This window comes from Butyricicoccus intestinisimiae (genome assembly GCF_018918345.1).
GTDB classification, from domain to species: domain Bacteria; phylum Bacillota; class Clostridia; order Oscillospirales; family Butyricicoccaceae; genus Butyricicoccus_A; species Butyricicoccus_A intestinisimiae.
Window position 1 is genome coordinate 318,607 of the sequence record NZ_JAHLQI010000002.1, and the last position, 25,734, is coordinate 344,340.

The following is a 25,734-nucleotide window of genomic DNA, read 5'->3' on the forward strand; positions in this document are numbered from 1 at the left end:
ACGAACGGCAGGCTTTTCGCCTGCCGTTCGTTTTTTATCAATCGCTGTTTTTCGTCGGGTCTATATCATCATAAATATAGCTGTGCAGATGCGATGCCAGCACACTGTCATTAAACCGAATGACGGATGCGCCGCCGCTCGTCGTGCCGTACTGCCATTCGTTGTCCAGCGGCAAACGAATGTGGCTCATCTTCGGCATGCCGTGTACAATGGTTGTCAGCCCCATATATACAAAGTCCATTTTGCTCATCGAGGACGTCACATTCGGCATCAATCCGTTGAGGAACTTCAGCAAAGTAATCGGATTGCTCGTCGCCTTGGAGAATACCTGATTGAGCACGACCGACTGACGCTCTGCGCGCTTCCAGTCACCGCCCGTATTGCCCTTTCGAATGCGGCCATACGTCATCGCCTGAATGCCATTGAGCTTTTGTTCACCGGAGCCTTCAATGCGCTGTGTCGGAATGCCCAGCGTTTTCCAGCAGTACTCATCAATGTACTTGTTGGTTTCCTTGACCTCATCATCGGTCAAGGTCACCGTCACGCCGCCGACCGCATCAATGATGGACGCCATTTCCGCGAAATCCACCACCATGTATTCTTTGACGTTCATGTCAAAGTCCTCGTTAATCGTCTGCATCATCATCTGCGGACCGCCGTATCCATACGCATGGCACAGCTTGGTCTGTCCGTGTCCCGGAACATCTACCAGACTGTCACGCATCAGCGATGTCAGCTTGATGGATTTGCGCTTGGGATCGACACTCATCAGCATGATGGCATCGGCACGTGTGCCGCTTGACGCATCATTTTCGCGCGTATCCACGCCAAACAGCGCGATTGTCATAATGCCGTTCTGCGTATTGGCCGCCAGACTGCTCTCATCGGTATCGTCATATGTATACAGCGTTAACAGATGGCAAATGTCCGCGATGACAAGCGCGACAATCAGCACAAGGACAACCAAAATCTTTTTTATCACAGAGCCGCGTTTTTTCCGCTTTTTTTTGCGTGGCGGCGTGCGATGCTGTCTCGGCTCCCGCGGGCGTTCCTCTATCTCCTGCGGCTCCCAATTCGACGTATGTGCGCGCTTGCGGTACTGACCGGATGGTCTGCGCGGAGAATCCTCCTCGTTTGCTTCTTCCTCATATGTACGGCCGGTTTTGGGGTTGATGGCTCTGCCATATTCATCCACCGGTTGTCCATATTCATCATAATATTTGTATTTTCTATTTTGACTCACAGATACTTCCTCCCAAACGGGGTTTTTTCTTATGAAAATATGATACACGCATCATGCGCCGGAATCAACCTTCCCGCCGCTATTTTAAGATAAATTTTAGAATTTATTCTCAATCCCCCGCTATTGTAAACATACAAAAAATAACGTATAATAGATACAGACTTCCTGCGCAAAGCAGGAATTAAAGGAGGAATTTTTATCATGGCAAATCCGGTTCTTGTCGTTATGGCTGCCGGCATGGGCTCCCGCTACGGCGGTTTGAAGCAAATCGATCCGGTCGGCCCGAACGGACAGATCATCATGCACTATTCCATCTACGATGCGTGGAAGGCTGGCTTCCGCCGCGTGGTATTTATTATAAAAGAGGAACTGCTCGACGCATTCCGCGAGCGCATCGGCAACGCCGCCGAAAAGCTCATGCAGGTAGATTATGTATTCCAGTCTCCGGACAAGCTGCCGGAGGGCTGCACCATGCCGGAAGGCCGCACCAAGCCGCTCGGCACCGGCCACGCCATTTACTGCGTGCGCGGTGTTGTCAGCGAGCCGTTTGCCGTCATCAATGCCGATGATTTCTACGGCGCACAGGCATTCCAGTGCTTATATGACTATCTGAAGGACGCACAGGACGATGACAAGTATCGGTACTGCATGGTCGGCTACCGCGTAGAAAACACACTGACGGAAAACGGCACGGTATCGCGCGGCATCTGCGAGGCAGATGAAAACGGCTATCTGGCAGACATCGTAGAGCGCACCGCCATTTCCCGCGATGCAAACGGCGTGATTTCGGATCCGGAGGCCGGCGAAATCGCAGAGGGCACGCTGGTGTCCATGAACATGTGGGGCTTTACGCCGTCCTTCCTCGATGAGCTGGAAACCGGTCTGCGCACCTTCATGACGGATGAGCTGCCGAAAAATCCGGCAAAGGGCGAGTACTATCTGCCGTTCGCCGTCGATCATCTGATTCAGAACGGACAGGCCACCGCAAAGGTTCTGCAAACCTCTGCACAGTGGTACGGCGTTACATACAAAGAGGACAAGCCTGTCGTTGTGGACGCCCTGCGCCGCATGACAGAAGCCGGTTTGTATCCGGCAGAATAAAAAAAGGAGGCGGTTTTCCATGCCGGCATCCCTCAAAGCACAAGCATATCTCGCTGCATTTCAAGAGGACATGCAGCCGCATTTCCATCTGGTTCCGCAGGCGGAATATCAGGACAGAACTTTTCCGTTGTATGCGGTCTTGCAGATAGAGGAAACGTCTACGCTGCTGTTCCGCAACGGCAAATCCGCCATTTCTTACGAGTTCTGCTATTTCGATGCGTGTGACACCTTTGACGCCGCGCAGCTTGCCTATTACTGCGGCATTCTGGAGGACATGGCCGCTCGGTATGTCCCGTGGAGCGAACGCAGCCACAGCTATTCCATGCTGAGCATGGTTGTGCTGACGGACGGCGTACCGGACAAAGACGTCCTCAAGCAGCTAAAGAAGTATAAGCACGAAGAAAAGCGAAAAAAGGCGGAGGACGGCTATGGCTGGTGCAGCAACCGCCTGTGCGTGGTCGATGTCAACACCGGCGTCTGCTATACTAACCGGCACGGCAGCGCGCTCGCCAACCGCGTCAAGCTGACCACACAGCGCGTGGCAAACCGATGATTTTTCCTTCCCAAGCGAAATTTTCTTGAAAATCCATCAGACATGTGCTATGATTAGTTTACTGTCTAAAAATATCTGGCGCGGTGCGCACAGCCGCCGTCGCTTTTGCAATCATTTCGGAGGTTGAATTTTCATGGTTGTTACTGTCCTGTCTGTGATTCAGGTAATCGCTTGCCTGTTTCTCATCGTTACCATTCTTCTGCAGAAGGCACCGAGCCGCGGCATGTCCGGCGCACTGTCCGGTCAGCAGGAGACCTTCTTCGGTTCCAACAAGGCAACCGGCATTGAGGCGGTTTTGGCAAACCTGACCAAGATTTTTGGCGTTGTCTTTGTCATTATCTCTCTGATTCTTGTCCTGCTGGGATAAGTCTTTCACACAGGCACCAAAGCGGATGGGGAAGGTTCTCCATCCGCTTTTCTGTATTTTCTCATGAAATTTTGGGAGGAATCTGCATGAAAACACTCATGATTATTTTCTTAATCGGCTTTTTGCTTTTTGGCGCAATCGGCTTGTATTTCCGTCTGACGCACGACTGGAACAAGCTCGCCGCCGAGACCGACAAGCTGGACGAAAACTCCACTGCCAAGCGCGACGGCCGCGCCATGCAGCTGGGCAAGGGTCTGGACATCGACGCGGCACAGGCCGAGAAAAAGGCAGACCAAAAGTTCCGCCGCCAGCTGACGTTTTCTATCTTGGCTGTCATCTGTCTGGCGGCCGCCATTGTCTGCGGCGCGTTGATGCAGAGGTGAGAAAAAGAGCTTTCCGCACCGGAAAGCTCTTTTGTTATTCCTGTTGATTTTCCTGCTGCGACAGACGCTGTAGTTTTCGCTGTTCCTTGCGTTTTTTGCGCAAATCCCGAAAGAAATCCGTCAAAATTCCGGAGCACTGCTCTTTCATCAGACCTTTGACGATTTCCGGTTTATGATTATACGCGACATCAAACAGGTTGATGAGACTGCCGCAGGAACCCGCCTTGCTGTCGTCCGCGCCGTAATACACCGTTCGAATGCGCGCATTGATAATAGCACCCGCGCACATCGGGCACGGCTCCAGCGTCACATACAAATCGCATTTGTGCAGCCGCCAGCCGCCCAATTTTTTACACGCTTTGCCAATTGCTTCAATCTCTGCATGAGAAAGGGCGGTCTTTTTTGTCTCGCGCCGATTTCTGCCGCGCCCGACAATTTTTCCGTCACATACAATGACGCAGCCCACCGGCACTTCTCCTTCTTCCGCCGATTTCTGCGCCAGCTTGAGGGCTGCTTTCATAAACTTTTCCTGTTCTGTTTGCATTTACAGCACCTCCAAATTGCCGGATATAAAATAAATCGTCAGCACCAGCACCACCAGTGCCGGAACGCTGGTCAGCGCCGCAAAAGTCATGCGCTGCGGTGTCAGCGAACTGCGGATGCCAAACGTACCGTCCCAAATCGGCTTCCACTCTTTGCGCCGCAGGAACAGCATCACGCCCGCCGCGCCGATCAGCAGTTCCAACAGACTGACCGGCATCGAAACCACGGCGCCCACCGTATGGTTGTACGCATAGCTCGCATTGACGATGATATACACCGTATTGACGGCGAAATGCGCCACCATAGACGGCAGCAGCGAGCCGTATCTCCGCCGAATGTACCCGCCGATGATGCCGAATCCGCACGCCAGCGGAAATATCTCCAAGCTGTCGTGCGCAAGCCAGAAGCACACAGCGGTGAACGCAATCGCTCCCCATGTGCCCATCGAGCGCACCGCGGTGTTCAAAAAGAATCCGCGATAACACAGCTCCTCTACAATCGGCGGAATGATCGCCGTGGCAAGAAATTGTATGAGCAGCGCGGAGCCGCTGTCGGGCAGCACATAGGTATCCGCCGCTTCCGTCAGCCCATACTGATTGAGAATGCCTTCGATGCCGGCTCCCAGCCAGCCAGCAGCAATCGACCAGCCAAGCGTCAATCCCAGCGTCATCACGTACACCTCTGCGCTCGGCTTCCCCCTTCCCATCAAATCGCGGAAGGACATACCGGACAGCCTTGCGCCGACAGCGAACGGAATGACAAAGATGAGAAGGTACGTCAGCATATCCTCCAGTTCATAGAAAAAAGAACCTTGCGCAGCGTGCGGAAACAGCGGCATGATGGGATACAGCAGGCAATTGATTCCCATTTCTGCGAGAATCGTCAATGCAATGATATCCACACTGCGGCGAACACGCCATGTTTCCGATTGATTCCAATTGATACGCACCGCCTCCTTCTCATTCACGTGCCTTCATCATACCACAAACCGGATATTCTGTCATGGTTTTCACCAAAATTGACGAAAAAAAGCAGCATCTCAGCCCGCCCGTACGTCGGGTATTGTCGAGATGCTGCATATTTTATATAGATAGCTCGTCAGTGCTTAGTGACGCTTCTTAGCGCGTGCTACACACTCAATCTTCTCGCCGGACAGTGCTACCATTCTTGCTCTTGTCAGTTCTCCAAAGAATCCCATGATTCATTCCTCCTTGATTCGTATTGTTGTATTTCGGTTTCGGTTTTTAGCAGGATGTTTTGTACGCAATTAGTGGTTCTTCTTTGCACGTGCTGCGTATGCGATCTTCTCGCCGGACAGTTCCATCATTCTTGCTCTTGTCAGTTCTCCAAAAAATCCCATGATTCGTTCCTCCTCGTATTTCTTATATCTCAGTCGTCTTTTGACTTAGTGGTTCTTCTTAGCGCGTGCTGCGTATGCGATCTTCTCGCCGGACAGCTCCATCATTCTTGCTCTTGTCAGTTCACCAAAAAATCCCATGATTTGTTTCTCCTTATATATTCCGTATATCGTAACGTCTTTCGACTTAGTGGTTCTTCTTTGCGCGTGCTGCGTATGCGATCTTCTCGCCGGACAGTTCCATCATTCTTGCTCTTGTCAGTTCTCCAAAAAATCCCATGATTCGTTCCTCCTCGTATTTCTTATATCTCAGTCGTCTTTTGACTTAGTGGTTCTTCTTAGCGCGTGCTGCGTATGCGATCTTCTCGCCGGACAGCTCCATCATTCTTGCTCTTGTCAGTTCACCAAAAAATCCCATAATTTATTCCTCCCATAGTATATCGTATGCGATGTGTTTTCTCTTACTTACCAAACATATGAATGACGGCTTGGTCAATCTTACTCTTGCGAAGCTCCTTAACATAAGCGTTTGCCATCTGATTGAACGAACGTTTCATGATTGACTCACCTCCAAAAATTCATAATTTCATGCGCGTCTTTTAAAATGACGCTTGTTTCTTTTGAGCTTTCAATTTACTCTTCAGACCTTTGTCTGTTTTGGCTTCCGGATGTCTTTCCTTTAGCTTGCCTATATCATACACACTTTCTCGCAATCGCGCAATCTTAATTCTCAACAAACTATACAATTTTTTATACTTTGTTTTGTGCACTTTTTCCAGAAGCGCTTTTTTTCGTTATTTAATTCACACAATTTGCCCTCTTTGTTTTTGTGCGTTTTAACCCAAGATCTTTCATGTCAAGCAATCGCAAACATGCGATACAAATATCAAATTTGACAAAAAATCCCTGCTTCGGAGCTTTCCAAAGCAGGGATGACGGCTTTTCCGTCACTTTGTAATTGTGATGTGTGGATACGCAAATTCGATGTTTTCCGCATCAAATCGGTTTTTAACCGACCGATTCAGTGCAAATTTCAACGCCGTTGCGTCCGTTTGATCCGCCGCCCACAGCCATGCGCGCAAAATAACCGCCGAATCTGCAAGTTCAACAACTTCAACCTTCACTTCCGGCTGCGTCAACTTTTCCTCCGGTGTTCTGACGTCCAAATGCAGGGGCTGCCGCATCACTTCGTCACGCAGCAGCTGGATTGCTTTCTCCATGTCACTCTCATAGGTAATGCCTACGTTAAACAATTCACAAATACGTTTGTCAGCGTAATTCGCGTTCTCGATGACCGCGCTGTTAATCGTGCCGTTCGGAATGATAATGCGTTTGTTCTCTGGTGTGCGAATCGCCGTGTGCCGCAGCGTAATTTCCTCAATCACGCCGGACACGTTGGAATCGACATACCGCACAAAGTCTCCGATGATAAACGGCTTGAAAAACAAAATCATCACGCCGCCCGCGACATTGCCCAGCGTATCCTGCGCCGCAAAGCCGACAACGACAGCGACTATGCTTCCGGATGCCAGCAGGGCTGTCAGAGAGTCCGAGGCGCCCGGAATGCTCGACACAACGACCACACTGCCGATAAAGTAAATGCCGACAACGACCACATACCGCGCAAACGACAACAGCGTGACGTCAGTATTTCCCGACGCCAGCATGGCGTCCTTGGTGCGCCGAAACGCATGATTGACGATGCGAACCAGCCACAGCATGACCAAAATAGTAATGACGATAAACAGCAGTCGCCCGAACCAAGACGGCAGGTGCAGCATGGACGTAATCGACTGCACATTGCGAATGACATCGTTCGTTGCATCATTGGTCGCTTCCATCGCGCTGTCCGTCGTGATGGTGCCGGAACCAGCCGCTGTTTTCATCGCCTGAAAAAGCATAAACAATCTCCTTTCCGCAAACAAAAAACGGCAGGGCAGTGATAGCCGCTGCCTGCCGTTTTGCTTTTGTTCGATTTTACTTCAGCTCATCCAGCATGGACTGAACCAGATTTTCAATGTATGCCTGTGCAGCTTCCGGCGCAACGTCCTCACGCAGGGACTTATCACGCTTGGATACCTCAACACAGCCGCGCTTCATGGTCTTCGGGCTGACAATCACGCGTACCGGCACGCCGAGCAGGTCGGCATCCGAGAACATGTTGCCTGCGCTGACCTTGCGGTCATCATACAGTACCTCTACACCAGCTGCCTGTAAATTATTGTACAGGGCGTCTGCGGTCTCGCGTACCTGCGGATCGTTCGCCTTGATGGCACAGATGTGCACCTGCCACGGAGCAATGCTCATCGGCCAAATCGGGCCGTAATCGTCGTGCTTTGCCTCGCATACCGATGCACACAAACGGCCGACACCGATGCCGTAGCAGCCCATAATCGGGTTATGCGGCTTGCCGTCCTGACCGATATAAGTCATATCCATGGACTTGGTGTACTTGGTGCCGAGCTGGAAGATATTGCCGACCTCAATGCCGCGGCTGATGCGGATGGACTTCTTGCCGCAGCACGGACAGATTGCGCCCTCGTAGGTCTTTGCAAAATCAGCAATCGGTGCATCCGGCGTGTCGCGCTTGACGTTGTAGCCGGTATAATGATAATCTTCTTCGTTTGCGCCGCAAACGGAATTGTTCAGCGCAGCCAGAGACTGATCAATGACGAAAGAAACGCCCTCCGGCAGACCAACCGGACCGATAAAGCCGGCAACAATGCCGCTCTCAGCGGTAATTTCAGCCGGATGGATTTCCTCGCCGAGGAAGTTGCGCAGCTTGGTCTCGTTGACCTCCAAATCGCCGCGGATAAATGCAATGACATACTCGTCGGTCAGATTCTTCTGGTATACGACCGCCTTGCACGATGCATTGGCCGGTGCATGCAGGAATTCACAGACCGCCTCAATAGTCTTGGTGCCCGGTGTGTGCACCTTTTCCAGCGGAGCTTCTGTGGTCTCCGGTGCGTCTACGATGCAGTCCGCAGCTTCCATGTTGGAGCTGTATCCGCACTCGTCACACAGAACAATGGTGTCCTCGCCGCAATCGGTCAGCAGCATGAATTCATGCGATACGCTGCCGCCCATCATACCGGAGTCGGACTTTACCGCGATAACTTCCGGCACACCGGCACGGCGGTAGATATTGACATATGCCTGATAGCACTTTTCATAGTATGCTTCCAGATCTTCCTGCGACGTATGGAACGAATACGCATCCTTCATCGTGAACTCACGCACACGAATCAGACCGCCGCGGGCGCGCGGCTCATCGCGGAACTTGGTCTGGATCTGATAGATCATAAACGGATACTGCGAATACGACTGTGCCGTACCGCGTGCCAGATGGACAGCCGCCTCCTCATGCGTCATGCCCAGAACAACCGGCTGACCGCTTCTGTCCTTGAAACGAGCCATTTCGCTGCCGATGGATTCATAGCGGCCGGATTCCTGCCACAGGGATGCCGGCATAACAACCGGAAACATCACTTCCTGTCCGTCGATCTTGTCCATTTCATCGCGGATGATGTTCTCAATCTTCTTGCAGATACGCTTTGCCGGCATAAACAGGGAATAAATACCGGTGGTCAGCTGCTTCATATAGCCGCCGCGAATCATGAGCTTGTGACTGTCTAACTGGCAATCCGCCGGAGTCTCCTTAAAGCGGGCGCCGAGCATGCTGCTCATCTTCATATGAATATCTTTCCTTTCTGTGTGCACCTTTTTGCACGCCCCGCATACGCTGAAGCATCAGGTATACCGGAGGTGCTGTTATGCAGTCTATTTTTTATGTTCGTCCCTCTGCGCAGGAAATCGTAGAGACCGCCGTGACGCTGCGCGAGCCGGATCCGCCCGTGCTTCTCGGCACAGTCACGGATGACAGCGGCAAACCGGTCTCCCATGCGCTTGCCGTCTTATATGCGTCCGGCGGCGTACAGCCGGACACCGTTGCCGGCATCAGCTGCACCGATGCGCAGGGACGATTTTTCTTCGGACCGCTGGAGGCAGGCGTGCTGTATGAAGTCCGCATACAGGCAGACACGCGTCCGCGCCGCGTGCTCGAGCAGCCCGAAGAATAAAATCTTTTTTTACTTCTTTGCCTTGGTAGAAACGATTTCTGCCAGCTGTGCCTCGAACTCCTCGAAGCTCATTGCACCCAGATCGCCGTCTACGCGCTGACGCGGAGATACCGTATTGTTCTCCAAGTCCTTATCGCCGACAATCAGCAGATACGGAATACGCTCGTTGCGGCCCTCGCGAATCTTGTAGCCCAGCTTCTCCGAGCGATGGTCTACGGTTGCGCGATAGCCCTTCTTGAGCAGCTTCTTGCCAATTTCATCCGCATAATCTGCGGCACGGTCGGTTACCGGCAGAACGCGCACCTGCTCCGGTGCCATCCAAGTCGGCAGAGAGCCTGCATACTTCTCAATGAGGTATGCCAGCGTGCGCTCATAGCAGCCCAGAGAGGTTCTGTGAATGATGTACGGCAGCTTTTTCTGACCGTCCGCATCCGTGTAATGCATGCCGAAACGCTGTGCCAGCAGCATATCAATCTGGATGGTAACCAGCGTATCTTCCTTGCCGTGTACGTTGTGGTACTGAATATCCAGCTTCGGGCCGTAGAAAGCAGCTTCATCAATGCCAATTTCATACGGCACGCCCAGATCATCCAGAATCTGTGCCATGGTCGCCTGTGCTTCTTCCCACTGCTCTGCGGTGCCCTCATACTTGTTGTTCGGGTTTGCCGGATCCCACTGCGAGAAGCGGAACGAGCAGTCCTCCCACAGACCCACGGTATCCAGCATATAATGTGCCAGATCCAGACAGTCCTTAAATTCTTCCTCCAGCTGATCCGGACGAACGACGTTGTGACCCTCAGAAATGGTAAACTGACGAACACGAATCAGGCCGTGCATTTCGCCGGAATCCTCGTTGCGGAACAGCGTCGAGGTCTCGCCCAAGCGCATCGGCAGATCGCGGTAGGAACGCGCGCGGTTGAGATATACCTGATACTGGAACGGACAGGTCATCGGGCGCAGAGCCAGACACTCCTTTTCTTCATCATACGGATCGCCGATGATGAACATGCCGTCCAGATAATGATCCCAGTGACCGGAAATGCGGAAGAATTCGCGCTTTGCCATCAGCGGGGTCTTGGTCAGCAGATAGCCGTGCTCCTGCTCGACATCTTCTACCCAGCGCTGCAGCAGCTGAATGACGCGCGCGCCCTTCGGCAGCATAACCGGCAGACCCTGGCCCAGTGTCTCTACCGTGGTGAAATATTCCAGCTCACGACCCAGCTTGTTGTGGTCGCGCTTCTTTGCTTCTTCTACTGCTGCCAGATACTCGTCCAGCATAGTCTTTTTCGGGAACGCCGTGCCGTAAATGCGCTGGAGCATCTTGTTGTGCTCATCGCCGCGCCAGTATGCGCCGGTGCAGGAGGTCAGCTTGAATGCCTTGACCTTGGATGTATCGGTGCAGTGCGGGCCTGCGCACAGGTCGGTAAAGTCGCCCTGATGGTACAGCGTAATCAGCTCGCCTTCCGGCAGATCCTCAATCAGCTCTACCTTATACGGCTCATTCTTCTCGCGGAACAGGTTGAGCGCATCCTCGCGGGAAACCTCCTCGCGAATCATCGGAATGCCCTGCTTGACGATTTTTTTCATCTCCGCCTCGATCTTTTCCAGATCCTCCGGCGTGAAATTGTGTTCGGAATCAATATCGTAATAGAAGCCGTTGTCGATGGCCGGTCCGATTGCCAGCTTGACATCCGGATACAGGTGCTTGACTGCCTGTGCCAGAACGTGCGAAGCGGTGTGACGCAGGGTCCACTTGCCCATATCATCATCAAAGGTCAGGACGCTCATCGTGCAGTCCTTCTCCAGCGGTGTTTTCAGATCGACGGTCTGTCCGTCTACCTCTGCTGCCAGTGCGGCGCGTGCCAGACCGGCAGAAATCTGCTTGGCAACATCCAGACAGGTTGCACCATTCTCGACCTGCATGATGGTTCCGTCTTTCAGGGTAATGTTAATCATAACAATCCAATCCTTTCTTTGGGGCAAAAAAACAACTCCCGCCCCCAAAATGTTGTCAGGGGTGAGAGCTAACGGTTCCCACGGTTCCACCCTGCTTGCACTTATGACAAAACGCCAAAAATGCCGCTCGGTTATCTGATAACGCGGATAAGACGCCGCAGGATACTAATTGGTTCCCCTGCGGAGCTCTGGGACGGTGACACGAATCCAAGGCGCTGCGGGCACTTTCAGCTTATAATGCCCGCTCTCTGGTGCGCGGTTGTCGGGATTCCTGCGTTCCCTTCTCTGCTTGTTTTTTGATTTGTCCTTATTTTACAACGCACCGGAACGCTTGTCAACCAACAGTTTGTACAAAAGCCGTATTCTGTTATGCGCCGGACAGCATAGTTTCCCCGTCGGACACCAGCAGCTGCACGCGGTTTTCCTGTATTTGGATGGCAACGCACTGCCCTGCCTGTCCGGTCAGCAGCAGACCCGCCAGCGGGTCCGTCACACATTTGGCGACCTCATCGCGGACAGCCCGCGCGCCGCGCTTGCCATCGACCACGCCGAGCCGCCGTTCAGCCTCTGCCGACCACGTGAGCCGTGTGCCGCGCGCTTCACAGCGCTGCGCAAGTTTGTGCAGCTCCTGCGCCGCTATGGCCGCACAATCGCGCGGCGTCAAGTCGGAAAACACAATCAAATCGTCCAGCCGAGCCGCCAGCTCCGGCTGTAACATGCGGCGCGCCTGTTCCTCTGCCTGCTGCTGTCTTGCGTCCTTTGCGCCGAAGCCGACCGCACGCCCCTGCTGCCCGCTGCCCAGATTGGAGGTCAGCAAAATGACAGCATGGCGAAAATCCGCACTTTTGCCCTCGGAATCGGTTAATCTGCCGTCCTCCAGCAGGCGCAGCAACAGACGCAGCACATCCGGATGTGCTTTTTCCACCTCGTCAAACAGCACGACCGAGCGCGGATGTCTGCGAATTTTCTCGGTCAGCTGTCCGCCTTCTCCATATCCTTTGTAGCCGGGCGGTGCGCCGATGAGCCGCGAAACATCGTGCGCCTGCTGATACTCTGACAAATCAATGCGAATCAGTCCCTCCCGCCCGAACAGCGCGCGCGACAGAGCAAGACTGACGGAGGTTTTTCCCACACCGGTCGGTCCGGTCAGCAGCAGCGCTGCAACCGGACGCGCCGTATCGCGCAAGCCCGCACTGCCGCGCCGCACGGCACGGCAGATTTTGGCAATGGCCTGCTGCTGTCCGATGACGGTTCGTCCCAGCTCCTGCTCCAGCTGCATGAGCCTGCCGGCGGCTTCTCCCTCCTCTGCCGCGCGGAAGCCGTCAAACCGTCGGGCAATTTGCGCAATGTCCTGCGCACGCAGCTGTGTGCCGCCCTCCAGATGCACGGCGGCGCACGCCTCATCCAGCAAGTCAATCGCTTTGTCCGGCAAATGCCGCTCCGGATGGGTGCGCACGGAAATGGTCACCGCGGCACGCAGGGCGTCCGGTGCAATGCGCACCCGATGATGCTGCTCGTATTTCCCTGCTATGCCGCGCAAAATGGCTTCCGTCTCCTGCTCATCCGGTTCCGAGACGCGAATTTTTTGAAACCGGCGTTCCAGCGCCGCATCTTTTTCAATGGTCTTGTGATATTCCTCCGATGTCGTCGTGCCAATCAGCCGAATTTCTCCACGCGCCAGTGCCGGCTTGAGCAGATTGGAGGCATCAATCGCCCCTTCCGCCGACCCTGCACCGACCAGCGTATGCACCTCATCAATAAAGGCGATGACATCTTTGGATGCGCTCAGCTCCCGCACGATGTTTTTGAGCCGTTCCTCAAATTCTCCGCGATATTTCGTGCCGGAAATCAGGCTCGCCATATCCAGGGAAACCAGCCGCGCATGCCGCAGCTCGTCCGGCACTCTGCCGTCTGCAATCGCCTGTGCCAGTGCCTCCGCCACGGCAGTCTTTCCGACACCGGGATCTCCCAGCAGCACTGGATTATTTTTCGTGCGGCGCTGCAAAATGGTCATGAGGCGAAACAGCTCTTTTTCTCTGCCGATGACAGGGTCCAATCGTCCTGCCCGCGCCAGCTCCGTGAGATCCGTCGCATACCGATCCAACGTTGCCGTCGCCGCGGGACGCGCAGATGCCCGTCTGGCGTGCAGCTCCTGCGTGAGAGACATGCCAGTCTGCCGTTCCAGCGCCGGAATATCCGCCCGCATGTGTTCTAGGACGCGGTGCGCCATGCACCCGCGAAAGCGAACCAGCGCACACAGCAAGTGCCGTTCATCCGCCTGTCCGCCGCCCGCCGCGCTCGCCGCCTGATGCAAAACCAAACGCAGTTCGGGGCTGATGCACCGCGGCCGCCGCATCGGAAACCGGCTTCCCGTCAGCCGCGCGGTGTAGTATAGGCTGCGCCAGCCGCCCGCACCGGCATCTGCCAGCAGCTTGGACGCGGTTCCGCCCGCAGATGCGCTGAGTCCCAGCAGCAGATGTTCTGTTCCGACGGTCTCCCGTCCCAGCATGCCCGCGCGGTGTACGGACGCCGCCAGCGCTCGTCTGGCATTCTTGTCAAAAGGCCCCTGAAATTTCATGCTCTTCCCTCGCTTTCCACAGTCTCTTTTCTCAGCTTTGCCCGTTTGTTCCAATTTTAGACGCCGCGGGCAGATTTTTTCTGTTACCCCGTGTCACTCTGCATCAATATATGCTATACTAAAGAGGACATATGATAGAAATCGGATTTTCCATTCCTTGGCAAAACTGACTTTTTGTTTGTTTTTATCACGCTGTTTTTTTGTGCGAATTGTGCGCGCTGCGTCAATGTGAACAACTTTTTAACGCGAATTTTAACGCATTTTTTGCATAATGCAGTTGCTATTCTGCGAACAGGCGCGTATAATGCGTTTTGACAAAAGGAAAATGAATAAAATTCCATTTTCCAGATAATGCAAAAGGCAAATAATAAGGAGGTTTTCTTGTGACTACACCACAAATTGCTGCCGTTGTCATCTTTCTCGCTGTCATCATCGCCATCATGACCGAAAAGATTCATCGTGCAGTCGCTGCAACCGCTGGCGCCGTCCTCCTGCTCCTGATCGGCATTTTGGACGTAAACTCCGCCGTCAGCTATATCGACTTTAACACGGTCGGTGTCCTGATCGGTATGATGCTGTTCGTTGCAGTGGTAAAAAATTCCGGCATCTTTGAATTCATTGCAATCAAATCCGCCAAAATCGCGAAGGGTGATCCTTGGCGCATCATGGTGCTGTTTGTCATCATCACTGCGGTTCTTTCCGCCTTCTTGGACAACGTCACCACCGTCCTGCTGATCGGCCCGATGACCATTGCCATCACGCAGATTTTGGAGATCAATCCAGTTCCGTTCCTGATGACCCAGATCATGGCGTCCAACATCGGCGGTACTGCCACCCTGATCGGTGACCCTCCGAACATCATGATCGGTTCTGCGGCAGGTCTCTCCTTCGTAGACTTTATTGAGAACACCGGTCTGGTTGTCATTCTGATTCTCGTTGTCATGCTCGTATGCTTCCGTCTGATGTATGGCAAGCAGCTGGTTGTAGACGCAGAAAAGACCAAGCTCATCATGGAGTTGGACGAAAGCAAGACCATCAAGGATCATGCGCTGATGGCAAAGAGCCTCGTGCTCATCGCTCTGGTTGTCGTCGGTTTCGTCATGCACAGCACGCTGGGTATTGAGTCCTGTGTTGTTGCGCTGACCGCCGCTGCTGTCATGCTGATTATCGGCAAGCAGGACGCAGAGGACATCATTGCCAACGTCGAATGGTCTACCATTGTGTTCTTCATCGGTCTGTTTATCGTCGTCGGCGGTATGCAGGAAACCGGCGTCATCAACATGCTGGCACAGGCTCTGATGGATGTCACCCACGGCGATGTATTCATCACCATGCTGCTGCTGCTGTGGCTGTCCGCCATCTTCTCTGCCTTCTTGGACAACATTCCGTTCGTTGCAACGCTGATTCCGATGATTCTGACCATGGGACAGAGCGGCACGGACATCGCCCCGCTGTGGTGGGCAATCTCGCTCGGCGCATGCTTGGGCGGCAATGGTTCTCTGATCGGTGCTTCTGCCAACGTTGTTTTGTCCGGCATCAGCAACAAGAACGGCTACCCGATCACGTTTATGAGCTATTTGAAGGTCGGCTTCCCGCTCATGATCCTTTCTATCATTATTTCCACCGGCTTCCTGCTCATCCGGTATTAAGAGTCGGAAATCCCGATGGTATCCCGCCGCACCCTGCGGCAGAATGGAGTGTATTTCATGAACGCCAATTCCATCTCCGGTGATATGATTAACTTCCGCCTCCGGCAGCTGGGCGCAACGTCCATCCGCGAAATCAACAGCATCATGCACATTGTGCGCTTCCAGCTGGAAAACGGATTTGAGGTGGCTTACGTCTTTAACATCACCAAGAACAACAAGTATTTCTTGCAGCGCATGCGTCCGTACGCACTGGCACACGGCAAAATGGCGGACGCCGAGTCCATCGTTGCGTTTATCTCGGAGGACATCGCCAAATTCCGTCAGGCACAGCGCAGCAGCAACTTCCACACGTTCATCGAAACAGCAAGTCTGATGAACACCCTGACCGCCAAGCTGGAGGAACTATTCCTCAACAACAACGTAGACGGCAAGCTGCTGACAAACTTTAATCACTGCATCCAAAACGAATGTGATTACGTCGACGCGCTGATTGACAATTCTAAACCGCTGTAATCCAACAATACCGTCTTTTTTGCAGACCTGTCTTTTTTTGGCAGGTCTGTTTCTTTTTTCTTTTTTGTGCTTTCTCGCATCTTTTCTCGTTTGTAGTCCGCCCGCCTGCGTTTATTTTTTTAGTTTTGATGTTTTTTCTGAGCAATTCTCTGCCTTGATTTTACCCGGCAAAGCATGTATAATGGCAACGATGAAAAACAAGACAGGTGTCGGTCTGTTTTTTAGACATTTTTGTCCGAGAATGTATCATAAAAGAAAGAAGGTGGCTGGTTTGTCTTATACATTCCTGCTGGTTCTGGCAGTCATTCTGCTATCAACAAAGATTCTGGGTCTCGCGTCCGGCAAAGTCAACATGCCGCAGGTCGTCGGTGCTTTGCTTGCCGGTCTGATCCTCGGTCCATCTATCCTCAATATCGTGTCGGTAGACAACACGATTTCCGTCATTTCAGAGCTCGGTGTCATCATGCTGATGTTTTCCGCCGGTCTGGAAACCGATCTGGCTGAGCTAAAGAAAACAGGTCTCGCCTCGTTCGTCATTGCGCTCGCCGGTGTTGTTCTGCCGCTCGTATGCGGTGCCGGACTCTATCTGTTCTGGTTCCGCGGAGAAGGCGATCCGCAGGCAGTGCTCAAGGCAATCTTCGTCGGCGTTATTCTGACAGCTACCTCTGTTTCCATCACTGTCGAGACGCTCAAGGAAATGGGCAAGCTCAAAGGACGCGTCGGCACAGCGATCCTCGGCGCCGCCGTCATCGACGATATTCTCGGCATCATTGCTCTGACTGTCGTATCCAGCTTTACCAATCCGGATATTCAGATTCACACGGTTCTCATTAAAATCGTTCTGTTTTTCGTTTTTATTGCCGTTGTCGGCTTCTTTGTGTACAAGTATTTCTCACATCTCAACAACGCATTCAACGAAAAAATGCACCGCCGCGTTGCGATTTACGGTCTGGCGTTCTGCCTGCTGCTGTCGTTTGCTTCTGAGCAGTTTTTCGGTGTCGCAGACATCACCGGCGCATATTTCGCCGGCCTGCTGCTGTGCAACCTACCGAGCGTGCGCGCTTACGTGAGCCGCAAAATCGAAATTTGCGCCTACATGCTGTTTTCTCCGGTATTCTTCGCGAGTGTCGGTCTGAAAACCGATCTGCGCGGCTTGTCGCTGTCTCTGCTCGTCTTTGCTATTCTGCTGCTCCTGATTGCAATTTTGTCCAAAATTATCGGCTGTGGTCTCAGCGCCAAGCTGTTCCACTTCAGCAATCACGAAGCGCTCTCCGTCGGCATCGGCATGGTATCGCGCGGTGAAGTCGCTCTGATCGTTGCCCAGAAGGGCGCGGCGTTCGGTCTGGTTCCGGATTCTCTGTTCGGACCGGTCATCCTCGTCGTTATCGTCACGACACTGATTACCCCGATTCTGCTCAAGCTGGTCATGGGACGAAAGCCCGCATAATTCCTGCGAAACCCACACACCCCCGCAGACAAGTTTTGTCTGCGGGGGTGCTTTTTGTCCTGTTTTCTGCATTACGGCAGCAGTGCTTTCCATCGGCTGAGTGCCAGCTGTGCGTCCTTATACGCCTTATCTGCGGTCTGAGTGCCCGCCTTGACACCCAAAATCGCCGCATCCGCCGGAAGGACATATCCGTAGGTCTGCCAGCGCTGCATCGCCTGACTATACGCCGCTTGCGCCTGCGACGCCTGATATTTTTTCATGGACAGCTCATAATTTCTGTCCGCATTGTACTGATTGATTTTTGTCTGCGCCAAGTTGGTACGCAGATCTGCAATGCCGTTCCAATAGCTCTGCGATGCCTGTGCAATCTCCGAACTGCTTGTGCTGCGCGCCTCCTGCTCCTGCTTGAGCCGCCGCGCAGACAGCGTGTTGAGATTGCTGCGCAGCGCATTGTCCATCGCAATGCGTGAAGATTCGGTGTATCCGCTCGTCGGTGCAGCGTATGCGCCGCCGCTGTTCAGACCCACCGCCGCCAATTTTTCTTCCTGTCCCAGCGCCGAAATGCGCGCAGCGGTTTGCGCCTGTGTCACGCTGTCTCGGTATGTGGACTGAATCTGACTCAAGGTTGCCCGCAGTCTGCGCTGGCTGTCCGCCTGTGCGGTTTCAAACGCGCTGCGTCTGCCGTCCTCTGCCGCGCGATACAATCCGTCAATATCCAATGCCATGATTCTTCACCTCCCTCAAATGCTTCTCGCCGTATGACGCACGGCAAATCGAATGGTCAGTCCCAGCAGACCGAACGGTTCTTCCTCTTTTTCGTTTTTGGCAAGCAGCTGAAACTGCCACGCGTGCCGCACACGTCTGCGCACATCGACCGGCACGGCGGTCGGCGCTGACCGAAAGGAAAACCGCGAAAAATCCACCTGCGCAAAACAAAATTGGGAAAATGCCACGCGCTGCACACACCGTGTCATGCGGTCGGTGCGGTACCAAATCTCCGCGCCGGAACAGCCGTATGGCATGAGCTTCGGCTGACTGTACACGACATTTTTTGTTCTGCTGCCGTCGCCCAGCGACAGCAGCGGCGTTGCCCAGTGCGCGGCAATGGCTGCACCGTCATCGGAATACGCATGTGCATCGTCGGTATGGCAAAACCGGCAAACACGCCCGTCCTTCGTGCCGAACCACAAGTATCCGCCGGTGTCGGCATCCGGCAAAAAGCATTGCGCCGGAATATTTTCCCAATAATACCATTCCGGTATGCCGTCTGTCATCTGTCTGCTGTCCGCCACATAGCAATGCGTGCCGACCGCAAGATAGTATTTTCCATCCCATACACAGGCGGCCGCCTGCGACAAATTTTCTCGGCACAGCTTGGGGTTGATGCGCTGTGACACGCCGGAAATGGTTCGGTACTCCGTGACATAGGTGCCATAAATGCCCATCACGCCCTGCGGAGAAAGATAGTACGGCGTGCCGTTCAAAACGTCAATGGCGTGCGGGCTGACCGCACCCGCCGCCTCCGCGCCCTGCCGCAAGGAATAGGCAGGCTTTGCGTTGTCATCCAGTGCAAACGTGCGCAGATACTGCTTGGCATCTTGTCCATCCTCTTTGAGTACAATTTGCGTGTCATACTGGCGGGCATATCCCATAATCGCAGAGGCATCCGATCCGATGCGCGTATATCCGGTATCCGGAAAATAGCTTGGGTCATATAGTCCCGACTGCCAGTCGCAGTTGGGCTGATCAGGATTTCCGGACACAAACACGCGCGTGTCGTTTTGTCCTCCGAACAATCCGCAAATTCGGCATTTATTGATATCCGGTTGGTCTTTCACTGTCTTGGAAAACGTAATGACGACATTGGCGAGTCCGCCGGCATCCGGCGGCGCCTGCGCAAATGTGACCTTTCCGGCATAGGCATCCACCCATTTGATGGGGTAGTCTGCACACGCTGCGGAATCCACATCAATGTTTTTGCAGTCCAGCTGAAATTCCGTGCTTTTTCCGTCTCCGACAAAGGTATTGATGCGTTTTGGCGTCAATAAATTCACAGCTTCCAAGCTGGTGCCGCCGCCGGCGGGCGGGCTGCCGATGGTTGTTGTCGGAACAAACGCCTGCTTGCTGACCGGCTGCACGCGCGTCCCGTCATAGACAAGATAGGTCTTGCCGTCCAGCATCCACAGGCTGCCGTTCATCAAAAAGGATACCGACCGTTCTGTGTGCATATCATCATATACCAATGCTGTGGTGCCGTCCGGTTTCAGGCACCACAGCTTGGTTCCCGCATGGCACAGTATCTCTTGTCCCAGCCGATGCAGACCGTAAATCTGACCATCAAACCGCGCTTTTGTCTGATACCCTGTGCGTTTGACCGGAAAATAGGTTTCATCGGCAATCATGTTGCAGGCATCCGGCGAGCGTGACACGTCGGTCTTGGTCGGATGATTGGCAAAATCCACACCGGCAAATCGTTCTATTGTCAGCTCCTGCATCTGTGCCGCTTCAGAAAATTGATACGCCCTGCTCATGCGTCGGTCTCCAAAATCGGCATCTGCACACACGGCGCATAATACGCCGCTCGGCGTTCATACTCCTCCATCAGCCAATTGCATTTGCTGTGGTCATCTTCTTCCATGAGCATCGCCGCCAGTCCATACGGAAAGCATTCCTGCACAAAGCATTCTTCATACGGAATCTCATCTTCCAAGCCGTTCAATGCGGCAGCCGGACGCAGGGCACTCCACTGTTCCGCATGCGCCGTCAAGCGCTGCTGCTCATAGGCGCGGTCGCGCAGCAGCTGATTGATACACCCCAGTGCAAACGGCTTGAGGGCTTCTGCATCCTCCAGCTCCAGACCGCTCAGCATCATCGCCTGTTCAAACAAATCAATGCCTGTCATGTAAGTACGAGCCTCCTCTCTATTTTTTTGCGCGGCGGGCGCATTGCTGCGCCCGCCTGTGCATGATTTCGCTACATTAACACGTTCTGTCCACGACATCCGAGGTGAATTTTCCCTCTGCAAACGCCGCCACGCGGAAGGTGGCGCCGGAAGTCATCGCCACACCCGCCGTGTATACCTTTGCGCTATCCGAATAGCGCGGGTCAGTGCCGTCTACCGTATATCGCATTTCCTCTGCGCCGCTTGGCTTGGTCGCCGTCACGGTCTGCGAACTGAACGCGAGAATCGGCGCGGTCAGCTTGCTGCTCTTCTGCACCAGCGCATACACGCCATTGCTCTTTGCGCCGAGCACAAAGGCATCGTAATAGTGCCTGCCTTCAATCAGCGCGCCGGATACACCGACCGGATCGTTGTGCACCTTGGCGTCCGAGATTTTGTACGGCATCAGCACGGAGTTCTTGTGCGTGATGATAAAGTAGCAGCCCGCCGGCATATAGCTTTTCGGCACGCGGACAATGTTGAGACCGGCGATCTCTCCGCAGACGCCCTTGCCGATGGCCTTCACGCCGAGACCCTCCAAACCGGTAAACTCCGGAGACAGGCGAATCATTTTATATCCCTCCGCCGTCACGTAGAGATAGCGGTCGCCGTCCGGCACCAGATTGTCATCCAGCGTCTGCGCACCGGTGGAAATCATCTCCACAATGGTCTCCTTGGTCGGCGCGGTTTCCGTTGTGGCAATGGTTCCCGCCATCATCGCAAAGCGCTTGAGCGCATACTTATCCGCCGCCGGTGTGGACTGCTCATTGATCTGCAGGCGCAGCATATCGGCGGCCTTCTTGCTCATGTTCTGATCCAGATAGTTGCCCTTATCAATGGTCAGCGTAAACGCCTTGTCCTGCGTCATCTTGAGTTCCTGCACAATGTCCTGCATTTCCGTCACCGTGCCGTAACGCGCCATGCCTTCGCGCGTGTAATCCACCTCCGGTACGGTTACCGGTGTGTACACCTTCAGCGTCTTGACGCCGGTGAGGTCAAAGGTCGTCGAGGTCTTTCCCTTGACGAACGAACCTGCGGTGAATACCTCTGCAATTTGACTGGAATATTTTGTCGCGAGATTGACAGCCATATGATGTTACCTCCTTAGCCCTTTCCCATCAGTGCGAGAATGATGGGATCTGTGATTGTGTTTTCTCCGTCCGAACGCGCCGAGCCGACATCCATGCGGCGGTTGTCCGCATTTTTGCGCAGCTGCTCCAATTCTTCGCGCAACTTGCGAATTTCAAACGCCCGATATGCGCCCAGCAAATCACCGGAGCGATTGGCATCATCCCACACTTCCGGCGGGATATCCTGCGCATTGATGTCTGGATACGCGCTGAGAAACGACTGATAGACGTTGGACTGTCCGCCCTGTCCACCGTTCTGGCTGCGCTTTGCCGCATCGTTGGCGCGGGAAAGCCCCTGTTCAGCGGCTGCAATGAGCTGCTCCAGTGTCAGCTCCAGCGTCTGACCGTCCACGGTGACGGCATAGGTCTGTTCCGTGTCCTGCGGCTGCTGATTTTTCGCAGCCTGCGGCATCTGTGTGTTGTTCATCTGCATAAAAACTCCTTTCACTGCTGCGATGTCTGTGCATCTGCAGCTTGTTTTGTCTTAGAAGATGGATGAATGTCCGGCAGCTGTCCACTGTCCTTTTGCTCTTTGAGCGCCCGAAGCAGGCGGGATTTGCCGCGAATCTGATTATCCGGAATGTTTTCCACGTACAGTACCGGATCGGTAATGATGCCCTGCGCGAGCAGATTGTCGTTGGTCACGGTCTGCATGGTCTCCGACCAATATGCAGACGAGCCGACCTCTACATTGAGCTCCAGCGACAGCGTATCCAGCTTGCCGAAATCTATCTGCTGTGCCGTTTCTTCTCCGGCGTCATCGGTCAGGCACACCGTGCGAACCCCGTAATGCACCCGCATGAGATCCACGAAAATGCGCACACAGTCCTCGACGAAACGATAAAATTCCATCTTTACCAATTCGAGCGGCGCAATGGTCGCCTGCTGCACCGTCACAATGGCGGATGTATTTTCCGGCTTGACGTTGCCGAGCGCCGTGTCTGACGCGCCCATCAGCTCCATGGTATCCCGCTTCATCTGCTCCAGCAGGGTCATCACCTGTTCGGAAATGTCCGGTGCTTGAAATGCGGTGACAATCGCCTCATTCGGATTGCCGCGCATGCCGATCGCCTTGCCGACATCCGAGGAATAGCCGGACGGAAACCGCGTCACATCGTAAATAATCTTGGGAAACGCCACGTGCTTGATGCACTGCACATACATGGAATACAGCTTGTTAATCGCAATTTGATTGGGGATTGCTTCGGTAATCGGTGATTCGCCGTGATAGCAATTTTTGACCTTCATCCAGGACATATACGCCAGCGGATACATACGATACGGTGTGAGCGTTTCTTCCATGACAACCGTATTCTGCGTGCATTTATAAAACGAAATGCCATGCTCGGTGCGCTGCATGCGCAGCAGCACCGTCACCATGTTGTCGCAGTCGTCCGTCTGCGCATCGTACTGCGGTTCCAGCAAGCTGTCCGGCCGGATGCCCTCCGCCTCACTCTTGCTCAGGCCGCGCCGCATGGCTTCCTGCCGCACGCTGTCCACCGAACGGCGCATAGACAAAATAATATACGGCTGTCGCTGGACATCATCCACAGCGGGATTGCCGAAAAAGACATCCGTGTTCTCAATGAGATCCACCGCAATATCTCCGGCAACGCCCTGCCCGCTCTCCTTGTCCGGATCGAAGCGAATGTAGAAGCATCCATCGCCGTCCACACAGGCATTGCGCAGCATATATCGATTCTTGCTCTTGACACCGGCGCGTTCGATAACGGATGCAACCGAACGGTCAATGACCTTCTGCATCTGTTCTCCGTTCGGCACTGCCTGAAACGGCTGTGCCGTCACAGAAATATCATCGGACACCAGCATAGAGATAAACAGATTTACCACGCGGCGCAGCACATTGAAAATCAGCGGGTCGAGCGTTGTGACATTGAGACCCTCCCATTGTCTGCCAATAAAGAAATTTTCATTGGTTTTTACGCGGTCGTACAAGTCGATGCGGTTGTTATAATCCACACCGCGCTGGTACTCCCGCCAAACCTGCTCAGGAATCAGCATCGGTTCTCTCCTTCTCCGCCGGACCGGTATAGGCGAGCAGCGCTGCAATGTCGCGGCTCAGCGCGTCATCGACAGTTGTGCGTGCCGCCGCATCTTCCGGCTTTTTTCGTTTCCAACGCGGCAATTTTGCGCCGCGCGCTGCCCATACGCCGCACACAAAGCACAGCAAACTGCACAGGCAGCAAACAATATACTCCATCGGGATTCCTCCTCATCTTTGGTAGGATAAAAATGCACCAACTTCTTTGTCGTATGCATCCGGATTCCACGGCGTGCCCTCCGGCCGAATGGTTCCGGCAAAATACCGCAGCGCGTCCGGCGCATGCGTCAGCTCGTGCGGTGTATTGGCTGTGTCATTGGGGTTCTTGGCATCTGCCGCGAGCATCGGCAGCGTGCGAATCAGATTTTTGCACGCCGGACTGATTTTGAGCCGCGCAGTTCGAATGCCCTGCTCGTCAAAATACGGATGCAGATACTCTTTTACGGCGTACCAGCCCGGAATCCGTTCTCCCATCGCCTTGTCAAAAAACAAGCCATGCTCGGCAAAAATATCCACCGCAGACCGTCCGGTTTCCTGCCTGCGGTTGAATAAATCCGGCGGCGCCAGCCGCTGAAAGATGGTTTCTTCGCCGGTTTCCGCCTGACAAATTGCCTCAGCCGCTTCGGAAATAATCAATCCGGATTGATACACCTCTCGGTACACCCAAGCCGTGCCGTCCGGCGCCAGCGCAATCCACAGCGCCGCAAGCATATCCAAGCCGTAATCAATCGCCAGATACCGCCGCCACCAGTCCGGCATATCCGGCGGACGGCAAATGTGAATGTCCGGAGAAAATTCTTCAAAATACTGTCCCTCAAACAAGTCCCACCTGCCGTACAGCAGTGCTTTTTTGCTGCGCGCATCGAGCAGCTGCAGGCGCTCCACATATTCCGGATCGCTGCGCATCAAAAACGTGTTGTCCTGAACCTTTGCGGGGAGAAACAGCTTTCCGTCCTTTTCTTCGCCCGGCGTCAGCACATCAATATAGCGGCTTTTGACCCAGCTGTGTCCGACGCCGCCCGGATTGGTCGACGCCTTGACCTGCTTGGGGTACCCGTTGGTGCCGCGAATGCGCGACAGCAAATAGGTAAACTGAAATTCGGTAAAGTGCGTCAGCTCATCAAATCGAATGACATCGTATTCCGCACTCTGGTATTTTGTCACATCGTTTTCGCTGTCGCAAAATCCGAATTCAATCAACGATTTGTTGCGAAACGTCCACAAATGATTGCTCTCGCCATATGTTCCCCATTCTTTAGGATACAGTGTCAGCGAAACCTGAATCAGTGAGCGCTTCAGCTCCGGAAACGTGCGGCGCAGGATGAGCTGGCGCGATGCCGGATATTTCATGGCAAAGAGCAGCGCGTCAATGAGCTGCGCATAGCTTTTTCCTCCGCCCGCCGCGCCGCCAAACAGCGTTTCCCGCGCCGTCGAGCGAATAAATTCCAGCTGTCTGCGTGTGACGGAAAGCTCCATTTATTCCACCACCCGCAGCGTCAGCTCAAATGTTTCCTCCGGCTTTTCCATCTGCTCCGGCGTCAGCAATTGTCCCTTGCCGACAGCCCGTTCCAGAATTTCTTTTGCAACACCTGCGCGCGCCGTACCGCTGAGCGTTTCATCCTCCAGCATACTGCACAGGCATTGCGCCGCCTCCGGAGAGTGTTCACACAGAATCTCACGCACCTGATCGCTGTGTGTCTTTTTTCGTCTGCGGCGACTGGTGCTCTGCGCCATAGGCATTCCTCCTTTGTTTTGGTTTTGTTGCAGTTCACGAGCTATATAATACAATCCGTGCCGCTGTTGTACACATCAATTTCTTGCAAGCCTGT

General features: G+C 53.9%; 24 protein-coding genes. 8 read left to right on the forward strand and 16 right to left on the reverse strand.

Annotation, left to right across the window (positions count from 1 at the left end):
• Positions 1–37: 37 nt before the first annotated feature.
• Complete coding sequence (locus KQI75_RS13560; protein ID WP_216469629.1) at positions 38–1,243, reverse strand: LCP family protein; 1,206 nt, start codon at positions 1,241–1,243, stop codon at positions 38–40.
• A gap of 201 nt (positions 1,244–1,444) precedes the next feature.
• Between KQI75_RS13560 and KQI75_RS05000 the strand changes: the two genes are divergently transcribed.
• The 4 genes from KQI75_RS05000 (at position 1,445) to KQI75_RS05015 (ending at position 3,647) form a co-directional block, all read left to right on the forward strand.
• Entirely contained in the window at positions 1,445–2,344 is a 900-nt protein-coding gene (locus KQI75_RS05000) for a nucleotidyltransferase family protein (protein WP_216469630.1), read from the forward strand.
• A gap of 19 nt (positions 2,345–2,363) precedes the next feature.
• A complete protein-coding gene (locus KQI75_RS05005) occupies positions 2,364–2,897 on the forward strand; it encodes a hypothetical protein (protein ID WP_216469631.1) in 534 nt (177 codons plus the stop codon).
• Positions 2,898–3,030: 133 nt separating this feature from the next.
• Complete coding sequence (gene secG / locus KQI75_RS05010; RefSeq protein ID WP_216469632.1) at positions 3,031–3,264, forward strand: preprotein translocase subunit SecG; 234 nt, start codon at positions 3,031–3,033, stop codon at positions 3,262–3,264.
• A gap of 86 nt (positions 3,265–3,350) precedes the next feature.
• Entirely contained in the window at positions 3,351–3,647 is a 297-nt protein-coding gene (locus KQI75_RS05015) for a hypothetical protein (protein ID WP_216469633.1), read from the forward strand.
• A gap of 34 nt (positions 3,648–3,681) precedes the next feature.
• Here KQI75_RS05015 and tadA read toward each other — a convergent pair whose 3' ends face one another.
• The 4 genes from tadA to KQI75_RS05035 all read right to left on the reverse strand — a co-directional run bounded on the left by tadA (position 3,682) and on the right by KQI75_RS05035 (position 9,243).
• Positions 3,682–4,191 carry a tRNA adenosine(34) deaminase TadA gene (gene tadA / locus KQI75_RS05020; RefSeq protein WP_216469634.1) on the reverse strand — a complete coding sequence of 170 codons (510 nt, stop codon included), beginning with the start codon at positions 4,189–4,191 and terminating at the stop codon, positions 3,682–3,684.
• A complete protein-coding gene (locus tag KQI75_RS05025; protein ID WP_216469635.1) occupies positions 4,192–5,157 on the reverse strand; it encodes a CPBP family intramembrane glutamic endopeptidase in 966 nt (321 codons plus the stop codon).
• A gap of 1,337 nt (positions 5,158–6,494) precedes the next feature.
• Positions 6,495–7,448, reverse strand: coding sequence for a mechanosensitive ion channel family protein (locus tag KQI75_RS05030; protein ID WP_216469636.1), 954 nt, complete (start codon positions 7,446–7,448; stop codon positions 6,495–6,497).
• Positions 7,449–7,524: 76 nt separating this feature from the next.
• Entirely contained in the window at positions 7,525–9,243 is a 1,719-nt protein-coding gene (locus KQI75_RS05035) for a proline--tRNA ligase (protein WP_216469637.1), read from the reverse strand.
• A gap of 80 nt (positions 9,244–9,323) precedes the next feature.
• On the opposite strand from KQI75_RS05035, the gene KQI75_RS05040 reads away from it, so the two are divergent.
• Complete coding sequence (locus KQI75_RS05040; protein ID WP_216469638.1) at positions 9,324–9,629, forward strand: carboxypeptidase-like regulatory domain-containing protein; 306 nt, start codon at positions 9,324–9,326, stop codon at positions 9,627–9,629.
• A gap of 9 nt (positions 9,630–9,638) precedes the next feature.
• Here KQI75_RS05040 and thrS read toward each other — a convergent pair whose 3' ends face one another.
• Together thrS and KQI75_RS05050 are read right to left on the reverse strand one after the other, a co-directional pair.
• Positions 9,639–11,585, reverse strand: coding sequence for a threonine--tRNA ligase (gene thrS / locus KQI75_RS05045; RefSeq protein WP_216469639.1), 1,947 nt, complete (start codon positions 11,583–11,585; stop codon positions 9,639–9,641).
• A gap of 367 nt (positions 11,586–11,952) precedes the next feature.
• Positions 11,953–14,163, reverse strand: coding sequence for an AAA family ATPase (locus tag KQI75_RS05050; protein WP_216469640.1), 2,211 nt, complete (start codon positions 14,161–14,163; stop codon positions 11,953–11,955).
• 383 nt (positions 14,164–14,546) lie between these two features.
• Between KQI75_RS05050 and KQI75_RS05055 the strand changes: the two genes are divergently transcribed.
• The 3 genes from KQI75_RS05055 (at position 14,547) to KQI75_RS05065 (ending at position 17,772) form a co-directional block, all read left to right on the forward strand.
• Positions 14,547–15,812 carry an ArsB/NhaD family transporter gene (locus KQI75_RS05055; protein WP_216469641.1) on the forward strand — a complete coding sequence of 422 codons (1,266 nt, stop codon included), beginning with the start codon at positions 14,547–14,549 and terminating at the stop codon, positions 15,810–15,812.
• Between the two features lie 57 nt (positions 15,813–15,869).
• A complete protein-coding gene (locus tag KQI75_RS05060) occupies positions 15,870–16,325 on the forward strand; it encodes a hypothetical protein (RefSeq protein WP_216469642.1) in 456 nt (151 codons plus the stop codon).
• A gap of 271 nt (positions 16,326–16,596) precedes the next feature.
• Entirely contained in the window at positions 16,597–17,772 is a 1,176-nt protein-coding gene (locus KQI75_RS05065; protein ID WP_246566402.1) for a cation:proton antiporter, read from the forward strand.
• A 71-nt stretch (positions 17,773–17,843) separates the two neighbouring features.
• Here KQI75_RS05065 and KQI75_RS05070 read toward each other — a convergent pair whose 3' ends face one another.
• The 9 genes from KQI75_RS05070 to KQI75_RS05110 form a co-directional block, all read right to left on the reverse strand.
• A complete protein-coding gene (locus KQI75_RS05070) occupies positions 17,844–18,497 on the reverse strand; it encodes a hypothetical protein (protein ID WP_216469643.1) in 654 nt (217 codons plus the stop codon).
• Between the two features lie 15 nt (positions 18,498–18,512).
• A complete protein-coding gene (locus KQI75_RS05075) occupies positions 18,513–20,303 on the reverse strand; it encodes a hypothetical protein (RefSeq protein WP_216469644.1) in 1,791 nt (596 codons plus the stop codon).
• Positions 20,300–20,674 (reverse strand): hypothetical protein, encoded by a 375-nt coding sequence (locus KQI75_RS05080; protein WP_216469645.1) that lies wholly within the window; start codon positions 20,672–20,674, stop codon positions 20,300–20,302. Before KQI75_RS05080 ends, KQI75_RS05075 begins: the two co-directional genes overlap by 4 nt.
• 76 nt (positions 20,675–20,750) lie before the next feature.
• Positions 20,751–21,803 (reverse strand): FN3 associated domain-containing protein, encoded by a 1,053-nt coding sequence (locus KQI75_RS05085; RefSeq protein ID WP_216469646.1) that lies wholly within the window; start codon positions 21,801–21,803, stop codon positions 20,751–20,753.
• A 14-nt stretch (positions 21,804–21,817) separates the two neighbouring features.
• Positions 21,818–22,270 (reverse strand): hypothetical protein, encoded by a 453-nt coding sequence (locus KQI75_RS05090; RefSeq protein ID WP_216469647.1) that lies wholly within the window; start codon positions 22,268–22,270, stop codon positions 21,818–21,820.
• Between the two features lie 17 nt (positions 22,271–22,287).
• Entirely contained in the window at positions 22,288–23,865 is a 1,578-nt protein-coding gene (locus KQI75_RS05095; RefSeq protein WP_216469648.1) for a portal protein, read from the reverse strand.
• Positions 23,852–24,064, reverse strand: a complete 213-nt coding sequence (locus tag KQI75_RS05100) for a hypothetical protein (RefSeq protein WP_216469649.1) — start codon at positions 24,062–24,064, stop codon at positions 23,852–23,854. The genes KQI75_RS05095 and KQI75_RS05100 overlap by 14 nt, the downstream gene beginning before the upstream one ends.
• Positions 24,065–24,076: 12 nt before the next feature.
• The gene (locus KQI75_RS05105; RefSeq protein WP_216469650.1) at positions 24,077–25,381 is read right to left on the reverse strand and encodes a terminase large subunit domain-containing protein; all 1,305 of its coding nucleotides are present in this window, start codon (positions 25,379–25,381) and stop codon (positions 24,077–24,079) included.
• Positions 25,382–25,639 carry a hypothetical protein gene (locus KQI75_RS05110; RefSeq protein WP_216469651.1) on the reverse strand — a complete coding sequence of 86 codons (258 nt, stop codon included), beginning with the start codon at positions 25,637–25,639 and terminating at the stop codon, positions 25,382–25,384.
• Between the last annotated feature and the right edge of the window lie 95 nt (positions 25,640–25,734).

Bases quoted from the DNA above. Each gene is read 5' to 3' on its own strand.
- KQI75_RS05000 (WP_216469630.1), top strand. From the start codon at position 1,445: ATGGCAAATCCGGTTCTTGTCGTTATGGCTGCCGGCATGGGCTCCCGC.
- KQI75_RS05005 (WP_216469631.1), top strand. From the start codon at position 2,364: ATGCCGGCATCCCTCAAAGCACAAGCATATCTCGCTGCATTTCAAGAG.
- secG (WP_216469632.1), top strand. From the start codon at position 3,031: ATGGTTGTTACTGTCCTGTCTGTGATTCAGGTAATCGCTTGCCTGTTT.
- KQI75_RS05015 (WP_216469633.1), top strand. From the start codon at position 3,351: ATGAAAACACTCATGATTATTTTCTTAATCGGCTTTTTGCTTTTTGGC.
- tadA (WP_216469634.1), bottom strand. From the start codon at position 4,191: ATGCAAACAGAACAGGAAAAGTTTATGAAAGCAGCCCTCAAGCTGGCG.
- KQI75_RS05030 (WP_216469636.1), bottom strand. From the start codon at position 7,448: ATGCTTTTTCAGGCGATGAAAACAGCGGCTGGTTCCGGCACCATCACG.
- KQI75_RS05035 (WP_216469637.1), bottom strand. From the start codon at position 9,243: ATGAAGATGAGCAGCATGCTCGGCGCCCGCTTTAAGGAGACTCCGGCG.
- KQI75_RS05040 (WP_216469638.1), top strand. From the start codon at position 9,324: ATGCAGTCTATTTTTTATGTTCGTCCCTCTGCGCAGGAAATCGTAGAG.
- thrS (WP_216469639.1), bottom strand. From the start codon at position 11,585: ATGATTAACATTACCCTGAAAGACGGAACCATCATGCAGGTCGAGAAT.
- KQI75_RS05050 (WP_216469640.1), bottom strand. From the start codon at position 14,163: ATGAAATTTCAGGGGCCTTTTGACAAGAATGCCAGACGAGCGCTGGCG.
- KQI75_RS05060 (WP_216469642.1), top strand. From the start codon at position 15,870: ATGAACGCCAATTCCATCTCCGGTGATATGATTAACTTCCGCCTCCGG.
- KQI75_RS05070 (WP_216469643.1), bottom strand. From the start codon at position 18,497: ATGGCATTGGATATTGACGGATTGTATCGCGCGGCAGAGGACGGCAGA.
- KQI75_RS05075 (WP_216469644.1), bottom strand. From the start codon at position 20,303: ATGAGCAGGGCGTATCAATTTTCTGAAGCGGCACAGATGCAGGAGCTG.
- KQI75_RS05080 (WP_216469645.1), bottom strand. From the start codon at position 20,674: ATGACAGGCATTGATTTGTTTGAACAGGCGATGATGCTGAGCGGTCTG.
- KQI75_RS05085 (WP_216469646.1), bottom strand. From the start codon at position 21,803: ATGGCTGTCAATCTCGCGACAAAATATTCCAGTCAAATTGCAGAGGTA.
- KQI75_RS05090 (WP_216469647.1), bottom strand. From the start codon at position 22,270: ATGAACAACACACAGATGCCGCAGGCTGCGAAAAATCAGCAGCCGCAG.
- KQI75_RS05095 (WP_216469648.1), bottom strand. From the start codon at position 23,865: ATGCTGATTCCTGAGCAGGTTTGGCGGGAGTACCAGCGCGGTGTGGAT.
- KQI75_RS05100 (WP_216469649.1), bottom strand. From the start codon at position 24,064: ATGGAGTATATTGTTTGCTGCCTGTGCAGTTTGCTGTGCTTTGTGTGC.
- KQI75_RS05105 (WP_216469650.1), bottom strand. From the start codon at position 25,381: ATGGAGCTTTCCGTCACACGCAGACAGCTGGAATTTATTCGCTCGACG.
- KQI75_RS05110 (WP_216469651.1), bottom strand. From the start codon at position 25,639: ATGGCGCAGAGCACCAGTCGCCGCAGACGAAAAAAGACACACAGCGAT.